Here is a 15,761-nt window from a genome sequence, read left to right on the forward strand (position 1 = left end):
GCCTGTTATGACCGGTTTACCCTGTCCCCGACCGCCAGCAGATGGCCGGCAAATTACGGGTACAGTGAAATTTCTAGGTCCGCGAGACGCGACAAATGCGCTCGGAGGGACCGGTATACAGACCTTATCGACAGATTGTGGATGAATACAATCGCAAAGTGCGCGGGCGACGGTCGGAGCGACCGCCGGACAGTGCATTCGCAGCATTTTCGCGGGACTGGGGCTACACGAGCAGGCCGGCGGCGGCGACGGCGTCGGTCAGGGTCCGGTGCACCGCCTGCCCGCGCTGCGGAACCGGGCGGTCGGGCGGACGGATGTCGGGGATCTGGTGCACCTCGCAGCCCGCCGCGAGCGCCGAGGCAACACCGGCGTCGCTGTCCTCGAAGGCAAGGCAGTCGCGGCTGTGCGCGCCCGCCCGTTCCGCGCCGATCAGATACGGTGCCGGGTCCGGCTTGTTGGCCGGCACCGCGTCGCCGCCGACCACGTCGAGGAAATGGTCGAGCAGCCCCGCCTCGCCCAGGTGGCTGCGGGCCGTGACGGTCCGGGTGGAGGTGACGACCACCATCGACCACCCTGCCCCGGTCAATCGCTCCAGCACCTCGGCGACGCCCGGCTTGAGCGGAATCCCCCCGGCAAGCCGCGCGCGGACGCCGGCATCCCAGCGTTCCCGGAAGCGCTCCAGCCCGATCTCCGCGGGCAGGTAGTCGCGCAGAAGCCTCTGGCAGATCGACGAACTCAGGCCCACCATCGACAGGCCGAAGGACTCCGCGTCTTCCAGACCAAGGGCGCGCGCCTCCTCCACGAAAACCTCGAAGACCGGGCGTTCGGTGTCGAGCAGCAGCCCGTCCATGTCGAAGAGCAGCGCGGCGCCCGCGCCCGGCCTCGGTCGGCTCACAGGTAGTCGGACCTCTGCAACCCGTACTTCGCCATCTTCTCGTTGAGCGTCCGGCGCGGCAGGCAGAGCTCGTCCATCACCGCCACGATCGAGCCCTTGTGGCGGCGCATCGTGTTGTCGATCAGCATCCGCTCGAACGCTTCGACGTATTCCTTGAGCGGCTTGCCCTCGGTGGTCATCACCGGCTCCACCGTCTCGCTCTCGGCCATCAGCAGCGAGGCGATGGTGCCCGAGCCGCGCCGCGACTGAAGCACCGCCCGCTCGGCCACGTTGATGAGCTGGCGCACGTTGCCCGGCCACGGCGCCTGGAGAAGCTGCGCCGCTTCCTGCGCGCCGACCTGCGGCGCGTCGCAGCCGTATTCCTCGGCAAATTGCTCGGTGAACCGGGTGAAGAGCTGCAGGATGTCCTCGCCACGCTGGCGCAGCGGCGGCAGGGTGATCCGCATCGCGGCAAGCCGGTAGAACAGGTCGGGCCGCAGCATGTCCTCGCAGGTCTTGCCCTGCTCCTGCAGGTTCGACACCGCAACGATGCGGGTCTCGGCGGGCGTGCCCTGGTCGTTGATGAAGGTCAGCAGCCGGGCCTGCACGGCGGGGCTGAGCGCCTCGATGTCCTCGAGGCAGAGCGTGCCGCCGCGGGCCTGCTCCACCAGCGGCAGGACGCCGGCATCGGGCTCGCCCTCGAACAACTCGCGGCCCGCGACCTCGTCGGGGTAGGCACCGCATTGCAGAAGGACGAAGGGCTTGGATGCCCGCGAGCCCACGGCATGCAACGCGTGGGCCGCCAGCGTCTTGCCGGTGCCCGTCTCGCCGTCGATCAGCACGTGGCCGTCGGCCTGGCCGAGATCCAGGATATCCTCGCGCAGCCGCTCCATCGCCGGGCTGGCGCCGATCAGCTTGTCCATGATCTGGGTGCCGCCCGACAGGTCACGCCGCAGCGCCCGCGCGTCGAGCGCCAGCCGGCGCTTCTGGGTCGCGCGCTTGGCGAGCTCGGTCATCTTGTCGGGGTTGAAGGGCTTCTCGAGGAAATCGAAGGCGCCGAGCTGCATCGCCTCCACCGCCATCGGCACGTCTCCGTGACCGGTGATGATGATCACCGGCATCGCGCTGTCCTGGCTCATCAGCCGCTTCAGGAAGGCGATCCCGTCCATCCCCGGCATCCGCACGTCGGAGACGACCACGCCGGGATAATCCGGCCCGATCCGCTTCAGCGCGTCCTCCGCCGTGGCGAAACTCTCGGTGTCGAACCCGCTCAGCGCCAGCCACTGGCTGATCGACTGCCGCATGTCCTGCTCGTCATCGACAATCGCGATCTTCATTGCCTTGGCCATCGACTTACCTCCCGGAGAAAGTCACTCTCACTTATTCTGCAGCGCGCGCGCCGCTTGGCGTCCTGCGGTAGATCGGCAACCGCACCTCGAAGACTGCGCCGCCGCCCGGCGCGTTGCGCGCCGTCAGGCGACCGCCGAAGTCGTTCACGATCCCCGAGGAAATGGCAAGCCCGAGCCCGACGCCGTCGCCCGGCTGCTTGGTGGTGTAGAACGGCTCGAACAGGGAATCGAGGTCGGCAATTCCATGCCCGTTGTCGCGCACGCTCAGCGTCGCCGTCTCGCCCGACCAGAGCGTCAGCTCGATCGTCGGCTCGGGCGACTGCTTGGTGGCGTCGAGCGCGTTGCGGAACAGGTTGATGAAGACCTGCTCCAGCCGCAAACGGTCGGCCAGCACCATCACCGGCTCGGCCGGCATCGTCCGGATGATCGCCACGTGCCGGGTCTTGAGCTGCGGCTCCATCATGGTCAGCGCCGAGGATACCGCCTCGCGCACGTCGAGCGGCTCGAAGGCCTCTTCGCCCTTGCGGGCATAGGATTTGAGCTGCCGGGTGATCGCGCCCATCCGGCCGATCAGGTCGTCGATCCGCTGGAACGAGCTCAGCGCCTCTTCCGGCCGTCGGCGCTGCAGCAGCAGGCGCGCGCCGGCGAGATAAGTCTTCATCGCGGCGAGCGGCTGGTTCAGCTCGTGGCTCACCGCCGCCGACATCTCGCCGAGCGCGGCGAGCTTTGAGCTTTGCGCCAGCGTCTGCTCGGCGACCTCGAGGCTTTTTTCCGCCCGTTCCCGCTCCGCGATCTCGCGTTGCAGCCGCTGGTTCAGCTGCCGCAGTTCGGCGGATTCCCGCTGGAACAGGATCGAACGGGACTGCGCCTTCCGGCTCATGAAGTAGAACGCCGCCGCGAGCAGCAGCGCGAAGCCCATGATCTCGAGCGCCAGCACCCCGTTCACCCGCTCCCGGATCGAGCTGTAGGTGGTGAAGCTGCTGATCCGCCAGCCCTGGAACGGGATGCGCCCGTCTGAGCGCAGCACCGCCTCCCCGAGTATGTAGGCATCGGGCATGGTCAGCGACCAGTCGGTCGTGGCGTGCAGCGCCCGGGCGATGGCCGAGGGCGGCGAGGTCTGCGCCAGCGCCTCCTCGATGGTGCGCCCCCGCCAGCGCGGCTCGGTGGCCAGGATGATCGTGCCGGCGCTGTCGGTCACCAGCACCGCATCGGCGATCCCGGCCCAGCTGGTCTCGAACTTGTGAAGATCGACCTCGACCGCGATGACGCCGATCACCTGCCGTTCCGAGGTGATCTTGCGCGCATAGGTGAAGCGCTTGGCCCCGCTTTCATGATCGAAGACGGAAAAGATCGTGTCATTGGCCCGGAGCGCCTCGACGAAGAAGGTCTCCTGCCGGTTCTGGCTGCCGATCTTGTTGCGGTCTGTCGCGGCCACGGCCCGCCCGTCCCGGTCGAGCAGCAGCAGCGACGCGGCGCCGATCTCGTCGCGGAACGAGATCAGGCGCTGCGAGCTTTGCGAGAAATCTCCGGAATTCAGCGCGTTGATCAGCGCAGGGTCCTGCGCGAGCAGCAGCGGCACCACCGAGTTCCGCTGCAACTCGCTGATCACGTTGCCCGAGTAGAGCGCCAGCCGAAGCTCGGCCCGGTTGCGCGTGGTCTCGGTGAAACGGTCGGTGAGCCAGATGTTCGTCCCGTAGAGCGTCACCCCGGCCAGCAGAACGATCACCAGAGCCACGACGCGCAGGCGCCACGGGTCCGGGAGCTCGGCATTGTCCGGCGGAGACTGGGTTTCTGACATGGTTGAAAGTTAAGCGAAAACGCCGGCAAACCCAAGAGGCGCGTGACGCAGGGGCAGCGCCGCCGGGGAAATGCAATTGGCCGCTCTCATGGCCGTCAGGCGGCGACCAGCGCCTCGGTCAGCCCGGCGAAGAGCGCCGCGCCATCGGTGCCGCCATGCAGCGGGTCCACCGCGCGCTCCGGATGCGGCATCATGCCTAGCACCCGGCGGTTGGGCGAGAGCACGCCCGCGATGTCGGCAGCCGATCCGTTGGGGTTGTCGAGATAGCGGAAGGCCACCTGCCCTTCGCCGTCGAGCCGCGCCAGCGTCTCGGCATCGGCCTGGTAGTTGCCGTCGTGATGCGCGATCGGGATCGTGATCTCGGCACCGGCCGTGTACTTCGAGGTATAGGCGGAGTCCGCCGTTTCCACCCGCAGACCCACGGGCTTGCAGACGAAATGCAGGCTGGCGTTGCGCATCAGCGCGCCGGGCAGCAGCCCGGTTTCCAGCAGGATCTGGAAGCCGTTGCAGATCCCCAGCACATGCCCGCCCTTCTCGGCAAAGGCTTTCACCTCGCGGCAGATCGGTGCGTTGGCGGCAATCGCGCCGCAACGCAGGTAGTCACCAAAGGAGAAGCCGCCGGGAAGGCCGATCACGTCAAGCCGCTCGGGCAGCGCGGTATCCTTGTGCCAGACGCGATGAACCTCGAAGCCGGCCGCTTCGAACGCCACCGCGAGATCGCGGTCGCAGTTGGAACCGGGGAAGGTGACGACGGCTGCGCGCATGGGGATCTCCTGTCCTGCTCGATGCGGGCGCGCCCGGATACCCGAGTGCGCTGCCCGCGATCAGGGCAATAAAGCACCCTTCGCAGGCGTCAAGCCCGGGCGGACCTGCCGCGCGGGCTCTTGCCGGATCGATCCCGGGTCTGTTCAGGCCGCGCGGCGCCTGCGCGCCATCCAGCCCGCCCCGAGCAGCGCGCCGCCCAGCAAGGACAGCGAGCCCGGCAGCGGCACCTGGGAGGCCACGAGGTAGCTCAGGTCGTCGAAGGCGGTTTCCGGTCCGCTGAGCAGGATCGAGCCGATGGTGACGCTCGACAGGAAGCTGAATTGCACCATCGTCCCGTTGCCCGGGCCGAAGCCCCCGGTCTCGGTGAATGTGCCGATCGAGTTGCCGCTCAGGTCGAAGAACTCGAGAACGTCGTTGCCCGAACCGGCAGCGGACGCCCAGCCGCCAAACCCGAGGATCCCGCCGATCCCGGTGAAATCGAGCTCGAACCCGCCGAAGCCGGCGATGGTGCCGAACCTGGTGCCGGAATTCGGTACGATCGGGGAGCCACCGCGGAAATCCGACCAGTTCCCGGCATCCACGGACCACAGGCTGTCGGGGCTCGGCGTGACAGCGACATCGCCGCCGAAAATCGTGCTAAGGACAGCTCTTCCGCCGGCCGTCCCCTCGAAATCCTCCACGGCATCGGGCGTGAACCCGCCGGGATTGACGACAGCCGCCTCGGCCGCTCCGCCAGACGCCAGCGCAAGGAGTGCCAGCGAAAACACTGCTGTCGAAAGTTGTCCGGAATTCATGTCCTGCTCGGCTCCTCATTGCCCGTCGCACGGTCGTACCGCCGTGCTTCATCGCGTGCCGCAACGTTAGCCGACTTGCGCGACATGGGAAGAGGAAATTTTCAACCGGGAGAAGAATTTGGTGCTTGGATGGGGCGCCTGCCACAGGCGCCCGATACAGACCGCATCAATGAGAACAATCTTGCGAAGGAGCAAGGATTGTCTCGGGAACTGATCTCGAAGCCCACCGGGCCTCGCGGTCAGAGGATCTCGACGCCGTAGCTCTCGATCACCGTGTTGGCGAGGAGCTTCTCGCACATCTCGCGGACGGTCGCCTCGGCCGCGGCGGCATCGGTCTCGGCCAGGTCCAGCTCGATCACCTTGCCCTGACGCACGGCGTCCACACCCTCGAAACCAAGCGCGCCAAGCGCCGATTTCACGGCCTCGCCCTGCGGATCCAGAACCCCGTTCTTGAGCATGACGGTCACTTTCGCGCGCATCGGCTTCCCCTTTTCAACTTTCCCCGCTCCCTTCGCGCGCGGGCCGATTGGTGTCAAGCACCCTCGCCACATGCAAACGGCCGGCCCCCTTTCGGGATCCGGCCGTGAATGCATTGCGGATCCGCCCGATCAGTTGATCAGGGTCGGCTTTCCGAGAGGCGCGCCGTTCTGCGGCAGCACGCCCAGCCGCCGGGCGACCTCGGTGTAGGCGTCCGCAAGGTTGCCCAGATCGCGGCGGAACACGTCCTTGTCGAGCTTCTGGCCCGTCTGGACATCCCACAGCCGGCAGCTGTCCGGGCTGATCTCGTCGGCGACCACGAGGCGCATGTAATCGCCGTCCCAGATCCGTCCGATCTCGATCTTGAAGTCGATCAGCTTGATGCCGACGCCCATCATGATTCCGGAGAGGAAATCGTTCACCCGCAGCGCCAGCGCCACGATGTCGTCGAGGTCCTGCTGCGCGGCCCAGCCAAAGGCGATGATGTGCTCCTCGGTGACCATCGGGTCGCCGAGCGCGTCGTCCTTGTAGTAGAATTCGACGATCGGGCGCGGCAGCGGCGTGCCCTCGTCGATGCCGAGGCGCTTCGAGATCGAGCCGGCGGCAACGTTGCGAACCACGACCTCGAGCGGGATAATCTCAACCGCACGAACCAGTTGCTCGCGCATGTTGATGCGCTTGATGAAGTGCGTGGGCACCCCGATATTGTTCAGGCCGGTCATGAAGTACTCGGACAGGCGGTTGTTCAGAACCCCCTTGCCCTCGATCACGTCCTTCTTCTCGGCGTTGAAGGCGGTGGCGTCATCCTTGAAGTACTGAACCAGCGTTCCGGGCTCCGGTCCTTCGTAGAGAATCTTGGCCTTCCCTTCGTAAATCTTCTTGCGGCGTGCCATGGAATCCTTTCATCGGCCCCTCTGGGAACTTCCCGGAGCCGGTTTCGAAATGCCCTATACGTCAAGCCTGACCTTGCCGCAAGCTTCCGCCTCTTTAGGCACTTGACGCAGGGCCGCTGACCGGTTGACACCACAGGACGTCGTGCATGACCTTGCGAAGGCGCAGGGATCGCCAGCGACGCGGGTTCTCGGCCGTCGGGCCGCAGGGAGACAGGTGACCATGACCGAGGATTTCGCCCTCATCGACTTTGCCGTATCCGCACGGTCCCCGGCGGAGATCGCGGCCGCGCTCGGCCAGATCCGCACCGGCGAGACGGGAGACCGCGGCGCCGCGGCGGGATCCCGCGTTGGATTCCTGTCGAAGCTGCTGGGCCGCGGGCGCGCCAAGACCTCTCGCGCCGAGCGCAAACCACGCGGCAAGCCCCTGATGATCCAACCTGACGGCACGCTTGGCCCGGGGCCGCTCACGCGGCTCATGCTGACGGACATGGGCTTCGGCTCGGCCCGCAGCCCGGTGCGGCTCACCGCGCCGATCGGCGCCGGCGGGCTGACGCTGATCGAGTTCCGCGAGGCCGACGGCGAGATCTCGTCGCTCTGCCTCGAGTTGAGCGAAGCGCTGCGCGGAGACGAGCTGTTCTACTTCCGCTATTCCGGCGGCCGACACCCCGGCGCCCATTTCGCCTTTCACGTCTACCAGGACGGACGCGCCACCCGTCAGGCCGTGTCACGCAGCGCCGACGGCACGGCGCCCGAGGCCGACTGGATCGGAATCGATTCAGGCATGCCGCATCCGCTGGAGACCGACAGCCTGCCGCCGCCGGGCACGCCGGCCTTCGAAGTGATGACGCCGGTGCGCCAGGCCGCGATTCTCGAGGCGCTCGGCATCGATCCGGAGAGCCTGTTCGACGAGCCGGAGCCGGGAACCCTGACGCTGGAGCTCTCCGACGCCCCGGGCGGGCTGCCGCTCTCCTCGGCGGAAACCGTTCTGGCGGCGAAACGCAAGGCGCTGATGACCGGTGGCTCGGCCCAGGTTCCGGAGGAGGTCGAGGCGCCCGCGCCTGCGCGCCCCACTCCCCCGCCGCCACGGCCCGAACCCGCCCCGGCGAAGCCGAGCCAAGCCCCCACCTGGGAAGAAGAGGTCACCCAGCTTCTCGTGGAAGCGGTCGAGGCCGCGCTGCCGCCGGAGCAGCAGGTGGGCTGGCTGGATGAGCTGACCGCCAAGCTGGTGGCCGGCGATGTCGACGCCGCGCTGGAGGAGGCCCGCCAGATGATCGCCGCCGGCAACCGCCCGCTGTCGGTCAAGCACTCCGCGGCTGCGCGGCTGGCGGAATTGTTCGGTCGCGGCGCCTAGGGCGGCGGGTCGCACTAGGCAAGATCGCATCCGATACATACATTGGAATCGAAAGAAGATTTCGGACGGGAGGCCAAATCACCATGACCACATTCGACGAACGGGAACATGCCTACGAGGCGAAGTTCGTGCACGACGCCGAGCTGGAGTTCCTGGCCCAGGCGTATCGCAACAAGCAGATCGGCTTCTGGGCCGCTGCGCTGATGGGCATGACCGCCGAGGAGGCGGTGCGCTATGCCAAGGACATCATCGCCGTCGACCTGCAGACAGCCGGGCATGAGGATGTGGTCGCGAAACTGAAGAAGGATCTCGGCGAGCTTCGGCCGGAGGACCGGATCCGCGAGCGGATGGCCGAATTCCTGGCTGCGGGGCGCGAAAAGGCGCGCTCCGGTGAACTCAAGACCATGCTCTGACACCTCGCGGATCAACGATCTTCGGCGCGCTCCTTGCGGGGCGCGCCCTGCGTTCGGGCACCGTGGGCCCACGGCAATCGGATTTGCCTCGCGGGCCGGATCGTGACAAGAGCGCGACACCGGGCCGTCTCGGGCGGCCGCACAGAGAACGGACCTGCCGCCATGACTGACGCCCTTTCCCGACTGCTTGCCTCCCGCGACTGGCTGATGGCCGACGGCGCCACCGGCACGACCCTGTTCAACATGGGGCTGCAGTCCGGCGATGCGCCGGAGCTGTGGAACGCCGACCATCCGGACCGGATCCGTGCGCTCTATCGCGGCGCGGTCGAGGCCGGCAGCGACATCTTCCTGACCAACACCTTCGGCGGCACCGCCGCGCGGCTCAAGCTGCACGAGGCGCAAGGCCGGGTGCGCGAACTGAACCGTCTGGGCGCGGAACTCGGCCGCGAGGTCGCCGACGCTGCAGGCCGCCCGGTGGTCGTCGCGGGCTCGATGGGTCCGACAGGCGAGATCATGGCGCCGATGGGCCCGCTGACCCACGACGCCGCGGTGGAGATGTTCCACGAGCAGGCCGAGGGCCTGAAGGAAGGTGGCGCCGATGTGCTCTGGGTCGAGACGATCTCGGCGCCGGAGGAGTACCGCGCCGCCGCCGAGGCCGCGAAGCGCGCCGGCATGCCCTGGGTCGGCACGATGAGCTTCGACACCGCCGGGCGCACGATGATGGGCGTGACCTCGGCCAACATGGTGACGCTGGTGGGCCAGCTCGATCACCCGCCGCTGGCCTTCGGCGCGAACTGCGGGGTGGGTGCGTCGGACCTGATGCGCACGGTGCTGGGCTTTACCGCCATGGCGCCGGAGATCCCGGTCGTGGCCAAGGGCAACGCCGGCATCCCGAAATACGTCGACGGGCACATCCACTACGACGGCACGCCGGAGCTGATGGCCCGCTATGCGGTGCTGGCCCGCGATGCCGGGGCAAGGATCATCGGCGGTTGCTGTGGCACGACGCCGGAGCACCTGAAGGCGATGCGCGCGGCGCTGGAAAACACGCCGCCCGGCCCGCGCCCGACGCTGGAGCAGATCGCGGCCGAGCTCGGCGGGTTCTCCTCCGCCAGCGACGGCACCGGCGAGACCGCCGAGCCTCGCACACGGCGCCGCCGCAGGGGCTGATCGCCGCTGGTCGCCAACTTCAGAACAGATTGAGCTGGTCGCCCGGTTGCGGCGGCACATGGAACAGGTCTGTCCGCAAGTCGGGGGCCGGTCCTTCCAGACCGAGGCGCCGGGCGGCCAAACGGAACCGCTGCTGCAGCAGGGCGGCATAGGTCCCCTGCCCGGTCATCCGCGTGCCCCAGTCCGACCGGTAATCCGCCCCGCCGTGCGTCTCGCGCACTCGGGCCATGACCCGCGCCGCCCGCTCCGGGTGGGCCTCGGCCAGCCACTCGCGGAACAGCTCCGACACCTCCAGCGGCAGGCGCAGCAGGATCATGCTGGCATGGCTCGCGCCCGCGTCCCGCGCCGCGGCCAGGATCGCCTCGATCTCGTGATCGGTGAGTCCCGGGACGATCGGCGAAACCGAGACGGACACGGGGCAGCCCGCGCGCGACAGCGCTTCGACGGTGCGGAGCCTGTGCGCGGGGGACGGCACCCTCGGCTCCATCGACCGGGCAAGCGCAGGATCGAGCGTGGTGATCGACAGAGCCACCCGCGCCAGCCCCGCCTGCCCCATCTCGCCCAGCAGATCGGCGTCGCGCTCGACCAACGAGCCCTTGGTGGTCACCGTCACCGGATGGCGAAAGGCGCTCAGCACCTCCAGGCAGCCCCGCGTGATGCGACGCTCCCGCTCGATCGGCTGATAGGGGTCCGTGTTGGTTCCGAAGGCAATGGGCGCGGGTCGGTAGCGCGGGCGCGATATCTGCCGCCGCAGGATCTCCGGCGCGTCGGGCTTGGCGATGAGCCGGGATTCGAAATCGAGGCCGGGAGACAGGCCGAGAAAGGCGTGGGTCGGCCGGGCGAAGCAATAGATGCAGCCGTGTTCGCAACCGCGATAGGGATTGACCGAGCGGTCGAAGCCGATGTCGGGCGAGCTGTTCCGGCTCAGCACCGATTTCGGGTGCTCTACCGCGACTTCCGTGCGCAGCGGCGGCAGCGCCTCCAGATCGCCGATCCAGCCATCCTCTACCCGGTCGCGCCCGTGGCGTTCGAACCGGCCGGGGCGGTTCGAGCGGGCGGCACGGCCAGCAAGGCGGCGTTGCGGGAGATTTGCGGCGTCATCGGCGGACATGCGGCAAATCTAGAACATAAAGTGAACATTGAGCAAGGGGGACGGCCCGCTTACCGGTGCTCAGGTCGGTAGCGACGATGCGCATGTCGCAATCGGTCGCGTGCAAAGGCCAAGTTGCGTAGAATTCTAGGGATCAGCCCCCGCGGCCTTTCCGCCGCCCCTGCCTGGAGTGCCGACATGTCCGACGAGGAAGACGACGAGATCATCCTGTCCGAGCTGGAGACCGAAGACCTCGTGCTGCAGATGCACGACGACCTCTATGACGGCCTGCGCGAGGAGATCGAGGAAGGCGTCAACATCCTGCTGGAACGCGGCTGGCAGCCCTATGACGTGCTGACCAAGGCGCTGGTGGCCGGCATGACCATCGTCGGCAATGACTTCCGGGACGGCATCCTCTTCGTGCCCGAGGTGCTGCTGGCGGCCAACGCGATGAAGGCCGGCATGGCGATCCTCAAGCCGCTCCTGGCCGAGACCGGGGCACCGCGGATGGGAAAGATGGTGATCGGCACCGTCAAGGGCGACATCCACGACATCGGCAAGAACCTCGTCTCGATGATGATGGAGGGCGCCGGCTTCGAGGTGGTGGACCTCGGGATCAACAACCCGGTGGAAGCCTATATCGAGGCCGCCGCGCGGGAAGAGGCCGACATCGTCGGCATGTCGGCGCTGCTGACCACGACGATGCCCTACATGAAGGTGGTGATCGACGCGATGGTGGCGCAGGGCATTCGCGACGATTACATCGTGCTGGTGGGCGGCGCGCCTCTGAACGAGGAATTCGGCCGGGCCATCGGCGCCGATGCCTATTGCCGCGATGCCGCCGTGGCGGTGGAGACAGCCAAGGATTTCATCGCGCGCAAGCACAACCAGATGGCCGCGGGCTGACAACCGGCCCACGGGCCCCTATCTCGGGAGCAAGGAGACGACCATGCCCCCGAGACATTTCTTCACCCTGATCGCACTTGTCCTGCTGGCCGCAGCCCTGACGGTCGCCCTGCTCTTTACGGGCGCGGGCCAGGCCCCTGCCATGCTCGGGATCGCGGCGATCGTCGCGCTGGCGCTGCGGCTGGCGCTCTGGCTCCGGCAGCGGCGGGACGACAGCCTCCGATGAGTACGCCTGACGACTCCACGCTGACCCACGAGGGCATGGCAGCCGGCAATCCGGCAGGCGATGCGCGGCTGCTGGTGATCGGCTGCGGCGCCATCGCCCGAGAGATCCTTGCGCTCAAGGCCGCCAATGGGTGGGACCATATCGAACTGACCTGCCTGCCGGCGATCCTGCACAACCATCCCGAACGGATCGCGCCTGCCGTGGAACAGGCGATCGTGAAACATCGGGCCGATTTCAACGCGATCTTCGTCGCCTATGCCGATTGCGGAACCGGCGGGCTGTTGCAGGAGGTCTGCGACCGCCACGGGGTTGAGATGATCGCCGGGCCGCATTGCTACAGCTTCTACGAAGGCAATGCGCGCTTCGCAGAGACGTCCGCGGACGATATGACGACCTTCTACCTGACCGATTTCCTCGTCCGGCAGTTCGACGCCTTCGTCTGGCGCCCGCTCGGGCTCGACCGCCATCCGGAGCTGCGCGACACCTACTTCGCCCATTACACCCGGCTGGTGCACCAGGCCCAGACGGAGGACCCCGGCCTGACCGCAAAGGCTCGGGGCTGCGCCGCGCGGTTGGGGCTTGCCTATGAACGGCGGTTCACCGGCTATGGCGATCTCGAAACCGCCATCGGGGCGGCGACCGGCGCGGCCCGGTAGCGGCGCCAACCGCTGTTTGAGCAAGCTTCCGGCCGTGCTAGGCCTGAGCGCGACGTCACACCCCAGGGAGACCACCGCCATGCACCGAAGCCTCGCGATATCCATCCCCCTTCTCGTCCTTGCCGCCGCGGGAGCGCCCGCGCAGGAGGGGCCGTCGTTCGATTGCAGCAAGGCCGAGACCACGGCGGAAGAACTGGTCTGCAACGATCCCGGGCTGGCCGCGCTCGACCGACGGGTGGCGGAGCGCTATGCGGCGGCGCTGGAGGCGGCGCGCGGGCTCGACGCCGGGGCGGCGGAAGCGGAGGCGGATCTCAAGGCCTACCAGCGCGGCTGGATCGGAGGGCGCGACGAGTGCTGGAAGGCGTCGGACGGGGATGTGCGGGCCTGCGTCGAGGCTTCCTACCTGCGGCGCGAGGTCGAGCTGGTGACGCAATGGATGCTGGAGCCGCCCCGGTCCACCGCCTTCTGGACCTGCGGCGGCAACCCGGCCAACGAGGTCGTCACCATGTTCTTCGACACCGAACTGCCCAGCCTGCGCTTCGAGCGCGGCGATTCCATCGACACCGGGACGCTGGAGCGCACCGGTTCGGGCGCGCGCTATGCCGGGAGTTCCGGGCGGGAGATCTGGATCAAGGGCGAGGCCGCGACCTACCGGGAGCCCGACCCGGACGGCACCAGTTTCGAGTGCGAACTGGCGCGGCAGGAATAGCGCCCCCGTCGGGTCAGGCCGCGGCCTTCTCCGCCAGCAGGCGAATGCGCTCGATCATCGCCCGAAGCCCGTTGGAGCGTTGCGAGGACAGGTGCTCGTCGAGCCCGAGCCGCTTGAGCTCGGCCGGCGCATCCACTTTCGTTACCTCGGCCACGCTGAGGCCGGAATACAGGCTGACGAGGATCGCGATCAGGCCGCGCACGATCATCGCATCGCTGTCGCCGCGGAACCGGAACACCGCGCCCGGCCCCTCGCCCTCGATCTCCGGAACCAGCCAGACCTGGCTGGCGCAGCCCTCGACCTTGGTGGCCGGCACCCGGAAACTCTCCTCCAGCGGATCCATGGCCTTGCCCATGTCGATCACGTGGCGATACCGGTCTTCCCAGTCATCCAGGAATTCGAAGGTCTCGACGATGTCCTCGAAGGCGTCGCGGGCCATGGCGTGCTCCTTTGTCTCGCGCCAGAACCTAGGCTGACAGCGCAGCGGGGTCCAGTGGCGGGGACACCGCGACGCAGGCTTTTCATCTCCCTCGCTTTTCGGTAATCGGATAGCCAGATGAGCAGGCACGGCGAGGACCCATCATGAAAGCGCAGATTGTTGCCGGCGTGATCGCCGCGCTGGTCCTTGCAGGGTGCCAAAGCCGCTACAACCCGGGCAACTGGGGCTGGTTCGGTGGCAGCCGCTCGGCTCCCACGCTGGAGCCGAGGGACGGCTACGAACAGAACGCCGACTTCCGGCCGCTGGTCGAGCAGGTGGTCTCCATGACTGTGGAGCAGACCCCGGGTGGCGCCATCGTCACCGCAACCGGCCTGCCCCCGACGCAAGGTTACTGGAAGGCCGACCTGGTCTCCACCTACCAGACCGTCACCGGCGAGGTCGCAGCCAAGGATGGCGAGATCCGGCTCGAATTCCGGATCGTGCCGCCGCCCACGCCGACCCCCGCCAGCACCGCGCGTTCGCGCGAGGTCACGACAGCACTGTTCCTCACAGATCAGACGTTGCGCAATGTCCGGCAGATCACGGTCGTCGGCCAGGCGAACGCGCGCAGCTCCCGCCGCTGACATTGCGCGCGCGCCTCTGCTCCAGCGCGGATGCAGGGGCGCTGCGCGAAGGTCGGATCAGACGTCGATGATCGCAACCGCCTGACCGCGGGCGGCCAGAGCGATGGCGCCATTGCAGAGCCGCAGCGCATCGGCGCCGAACACCTCGTGCCGCCAGCCCTTGAGCGCCGCACCGTCGCGCTGTCCGGCGGCAATCGCGTCGAGTTCGGAGGCGGTGGCGATCAGCTTCTGCGCCACGCCCGTTTCCTCGGACTTTGCCTTCAGCAGCACCCGCAGCAGGTCGGCCAGGGCCGGGTTGACCTGCAGCTTCTCGCGGCTGGTGTCCGCCACCGGCTGATCGGCCTGCGGCGTCTCCAGCCCGGCGGCGATGGCGGCCAGAATGCCGTCGGCAATCGGGCCCTTGCGACCCTCGCGGGTCAGCAGCCGCGAGCGGCCGAGGTCCTCGGACGTGCGCGGCTTGGTCGAGGCAAGCTCCAACAGGGCGTCGTCCTTGAACACCCGGTTGCGGGGAATGTTGCGCTGCTGCGCATAGGATTCCCGGAATGCGGCCAGCTCGCGCGCGATGGCGAGGAAACGGCCGGAATTCGTGCGGGTCTTGAGCCGCCGCCAGGCCTCGCGGGGTTCGATCAGGTAAGTGGCAGGATCGGTCAGGACCGCGAGTTCCTCCTCGACCCAACGCTGGCGGCCGGAACGCTCCAGATCGCGGGCAAGGTGCTCGTAGATCACCCGAAGATGCGTGACGTCGGCCAGCGCATAGGATTGCTGCGCCTCCGACAGCGGACGGCGCGACCAGTCGGTGAAGCGCGAGGACTTGTCGACGCTGGCCCGCGCGATGCGGCGCACGAGCGTCTCGTAGCCCACCTGCTCGCCGAACCCGCAGACCATCGCGGCGACCTGGGTATCGAAGAGCGGCTCGGGAAAGACGTTGCCCTCGTGGAAGAAGATCTCGAGATCCTGCCGCGCGGCGTGGAACACCTTCACCACCGACGTGTCGCGGAAGAGATCGTAGAGCGGTTCCAGCGACAGCGCGTCGCCCCCGGCGATCGGATCGACCAGCACCGCCTCGCCATCGTTCGGCAGGGCCATCTGCACGAGGCAGAGTTTGGAATAATAGGTGCGCTCCCGCAGGAACTCGGTATCGAGGGTAACGTATGGCTCGCTCCGAGCCGCCTCGCAAAAGGCCGCAAGCTCTTCGGTCGTTGTGAGTGTTCGCATTCAGACGGTACTT

The 15,761-nt window shown here is 67.8% G+C and carries 18 protein-coding genes; 8 read left to right on the top strand and 10 right to left on the bottom strand.

Translation table 11 applies throughout. From position 1 onward, the window contains the following. Positions 1-223: 223 nt before the first annotated feature. The 7 genes from CHB86_RS15960 to purC all read right to left on the bottom strand — a co-directional run bounded on the left by CHB86_RS15960 (position 224) and on the right by purC (position 6,950). Entirely contained in the window at positions 224-895 is a 672-nt protein-coding gene (locus CHB86_RS15960) for an HAD family hydrolase (RefSeq protein ID WP_089234076.1), read from the bottom strand. Continuing rightward, on the bottom strand, positions 892-2,223 hold the full coding sequence (locus CHB86_RS15965; RefSeq protein WP_089234077.1) for a sigma-54-dependent transcriptional regulator: 1,332 nt from the start codon (positions 2,221-2,223) through the stop codon (positions 892-894). Before CHB86_RS15965 ends, CHB86_RS15960 begins: the two co-directional genes overlap by 4 nt. A gap of 31 nt (positions 2,224-2,254) precedes the next feature. Beyond that, entirely contained in the window at positions 2,255-4,021 is a 1,767-nt protein-coding gene (locus CHB86_RS15970; protein ID WP_089234078.1) for a sensor histidine kinase, read from the bottom strand. Positions 4,022-4,116: 95 nt separating this feature from the next. Continuing rightward, complete coding sequence (purQ, locus tag CHB86_RS15975; protein ID WP_089234079.1) at positions 4,117-4,785, bottom strand: phosphoribosylformylglycinamidine synthase subunit PurQ; 669 nt, start codon at positions 4,783-4,785, stop codon at positions 4,117-4,119. A 144-nt stretch (positions 4,786-4,929) separates the two neighbouring features. Next, positions 4,930-5,580 (bottom strand): hypothetical protein, encoded by a 651-nt coding sequence (locus CHB86_RS15980; RefSeq protein WP_089234080.1) that lies wholly within the window; start codon positions 5,578-5,580, stop codon positions 4,930-4,932. Positions 5,581-5,819: 239 nt separating this feature from the next. Continuing rightward, a complete protein-coding gene (gene purS, locus CHB86_RS15985; RefSeq protein ID WP_089234081.1) occupies positions 5,820-6,059 on the bottom strand; it encodes a phosphoribosylformylglycinamidine synthase subunit PurS in 240 nt (79 codons plus the stop codon). A gap of 129 nt (positions 6,060-6,188) precedes the next feature. After that, positions 6,189-6,950: a phosphoribosylaminoimidazolesuccinocarboxamide synthase gene (gene purC / locus CHB86_RS15990; protein WP_089234082.1), complete on the bottom strand. Its 762-nt coding sequence runs from the start codon at positions 6,948-6,950 to the stop codon at positions 6,189-6,191. 220 nt (positions 6,951-7,170) lie between these two features. Here purC and CHB86_RS15995 point away from each other — a divergent pair, with 220 nt between their 5' ends. The 3 genes from CHB86_RS15995 to bmt all read left to right on the top strand — a co-directional run bounded on the left by CHB86_RS15995 (position 7,171) and on the right by bmt (position 9,884). Next, positions 7,171-8,301, top strand: a complete 1,131-nt coding sequence (locus CHB86_RS15995; RefSeq protein ID WP_089234083.1) for a hypothetical protein — start codon at positions 7,171-7,173, stop codon at positions 8,299-8,301. Positions 8,302-8,384: 83 nt separating this feature from the next. Then, positions 8,385-8,714 (top strand): DUF1476 domain-containing protein, encoded by a 330-nt coding sequence (locus tag CHB86_RS16000; protein ID WP_089234084.1) that lies wholly within the window; start codon positions 8,385-8,387, stop codon positions 8,712-8,714. 162 nt (positions 8,715-8,876) lie between these two features. Beyond that, a complete protein-coding gene (bmt, locus tag CHB86_RS16005; protein WP_089234085.1) occupies positions 8,877-9,884 on the top strand; it encodes a betaine--homocysteine S-methyltransferase in 1,008 nt (335 codons plus the stop codon). 19 nt (positions 9,885-9,903) lie between these two features. On the opposite strand, the gene CHB86_RS16010 is transcribed toward bmt, so the two are convergent. Next, positions 9,904-10,995, bottom strand: coding sequence for a PA0069 family radical SAM protein (locus CHB86_RS16010; RefSeq protein WP_089234086.1), 1,092 nt, complete (start codon positions 10,993-10,995; stop codon positions 9,904-9,906). Between the two features lie 177 nt (positions 10,996-11,172). Here CHB86_RS16010 and CHB86_RS16015 point away from each other — a divergent pair, with 177 nt between their 5' ends. The 4 genes from CHB86_RS16015 to CHB86_RS16030 all read left to right on the top strand — a co-directional run bounded on the left by CHB86_RS16015 (position 11,173) and on the right by CHB86_RS16030 (position 13,471). Continuing rightward, entirely contained in the window at positions 11,173-11,880 is a 708-nt protein-coding gene (locus tag CHB86_RS16015; protein WP_089234087.1) for a corrinoid protein, read from the top strand. Positions 11,881-11,923: 43 nt separating this feature from the next. Then, positions 11,924-12,106, top strand: coding sequence for a hypothetical protein (locus CHB86_RS16020; RefSeq protein ID WP_089234088.1), 183 nt, complete (start codon positions 11,924-11,926; stop codon positions 12,104-12,106). Beyond that, entirely contained in the window at positions 12,103-12,762 is a 660-nt protein-coding gene (locus CHB86_RS16025) for a DUF1638 domain-containing protein (RefSeq protein ID WP_089234089.1), read from the top strand. Before CHB86_RS16020 ends, CHB86_RS16025 begins: the two co-directional genes overlap by 4 nt. 79 nt (positions 12,763-12,841) lie before the next feature. Continuing rightward, positions 12,842-13,471 carry an MliC family protein gene (locus tag CHB86_RS16030; protein WP_089234090.1) on the top strand — a complete coding sequence of 210 codons (630 nt, stop codon included), beginning with the start codon at positions 12,842-12,844 and terminating at the stop codon, positions 13,469-13,471. A gap of 13 nt (positions 13,472-13,484) precedes the next feature. On the opposite strand, the gene CHB86_RS16035 is transcribed toward CHB86_RS16030, so the two are convergent. Beyond that, positions 13,485-13,910, bottom strand: coding sequence for a SufE family protein (locus tag CHB86_RS16035; protein ID WP_089234091.1), 426 nt, complete (start codon positions 13,908-13,910; stop codon positions 13,485-13,487). A 143-nt stretch (positions 13,911-14,053) separates the two neighbouring features. Here CHB86_RS16035 and CHB86_RS16040 point away from each other — a divergent pair, with 143 nt between their 5' ends. Then, positions 14,054-14,533, top strand: coding sequence for a hypothetical protein (locus CHB86_RS16040; protein ID WP_089234092.1), 480 nt, complete (start codon positions 14,054-14,056; stop codon positions 14,531-14,533). A 57-nt stretch (positions 14,534-14,590) separates the two neighbouring features. Here the strand turns inward: CHB86_RS16040 and rnd are convergent, their stop codons facing one another. Next, entirely contained in the window at positions 14,591-15,748 is a 1,158-nt protein-coding gene (gene rnd, locus CHB86_RS16045) for a ribonuclease D (protein WP_089234093.1), read from the bottom strand. Positions 15,749-15,761 lie beyond the last annotated feature (13 nt).

The organism is Tropicimonas sediminicola (assembly GCF_900188335.1).
In the GTDB taxonomy this organism is placed as follows: domain Bacteria; phylum Pseudomonadota; class Alphaproteobacteria; order Rhodobacterales; family Rhodobacteraceae; genus Tropicimonas; species Tropicimonas sediminicola.

Coding starts and splice junctions, on each gene's coding strand:
- CHB86_RS15965 (WP_089234077.1), bottom strand. CDS start 2,223: ATGGCCAAGGCAATGAAGATCGCGATTGTCGATGACGAGCAGGACATG.
- CHB86_RS15970 (WP_089234078.1), bottom strand. CDS start 4,021: ATGTCAGAAACCCAGTCTCCGCCGGACAATGCCGAGCTCCCGGACCCG.
- purQ (WP_089234079.1), bottom strand. CDS start 4,785: ATGCGCGCAGCCGTCGTCACCTTCCCCGGTTCCAACTGCGACCGCGAT.
- CHB86_RS15980 (WP_089234080.1), bottom strand. CDS start 5,580: ATGAATTCCGGACAACTTTCGACAGCAGTGTTTTCGCTGGCACTCCTT.
- purS (WP_089234081.1), bottom strand. CDS start 6,059: ATGCGCGCGAAAGTGACCGTCATGCTCAAGAACGGGGTTCTGGATCCG.
- purC (WP_089234082.1), bottom strand. CDS start 6,950: ATGGCACGCCGCAAGAAGATTTACGAAGGGAAGGCCAAGATTCTCTAC.
- CHB86_RS15995 (WP_089234083.1), top strand. CDS start 7,171: ATGACCGAGGATTTCGCCCTCATCGACTTTGCCGTATCCGCACGGTCC.
- CHB86_RS16000 (WP_089234084.1), top strand. CDS start 8,385: ATGACCACATTCGACGAACGGGAACATGCCTACGAGGCGAAGTTCGTG.
- bmt (WP_089234085.1), top strand. CDS start 8,877: ATGACTGACGCCCTTTCCCGACTGCTTGCCTCCCGCGACTGGCTGATG.
- CHB86_RS16010 (WP_089234086.1), bottom strand. CDS start 10,995: ATGTCCGCCGATGACGCCGCAAATCTCCCGCAACGCCGCCTTGCTGGC.
- CHB86_RS16015 (WP_089234087.1), top strand. CDS start 11,173: ATGTCCGACGAGGAAGACGACGAGATCATCCTGTCCGAGCTGGAGACC.
- CHB86_RS16020 (WP_089234088.1), top strand. CDS start 11,924: ATGCCCCCGAGACATTTCTTCACCCTGATCGCACTTGTCCTGCTGGCC.
- CHB86_RS16025 (WP_089234089.1), top strand. CDS start 12,103: ATGAGTACGCCTGACGACTCCACGCTGACCCACGAGGGCATGGCAGCC.
- CHB86_RS16030 (WP_089234090.1), top strand. CDS start 12,842: ATGCACCGAAGCCTCGCGATATCCATCCCCCTTCTCGTCCTTGCCGCC.
- CHB86_RS16035 (WP_089234091.1), bottom strand. CDS start 13,910: ATGGCCCGCGACGCCTTCGAGGACATCGTCGAGACCTTCGAATTCCTG.
- CHB86_RS16040 (WP_089234092.1), top strand. CDS start 14,054: ATGAAAGCGCAGATTGTTGCCGGCGTGATCGCCGCGCTGGTCCTTGCA.
- rnd (WP_089234093.1), bottom strand. CDS start 15,748: ATGCGAACACTCACAACGACCGAAGAGCTTGCGGCCTTTTGCGAGGCG.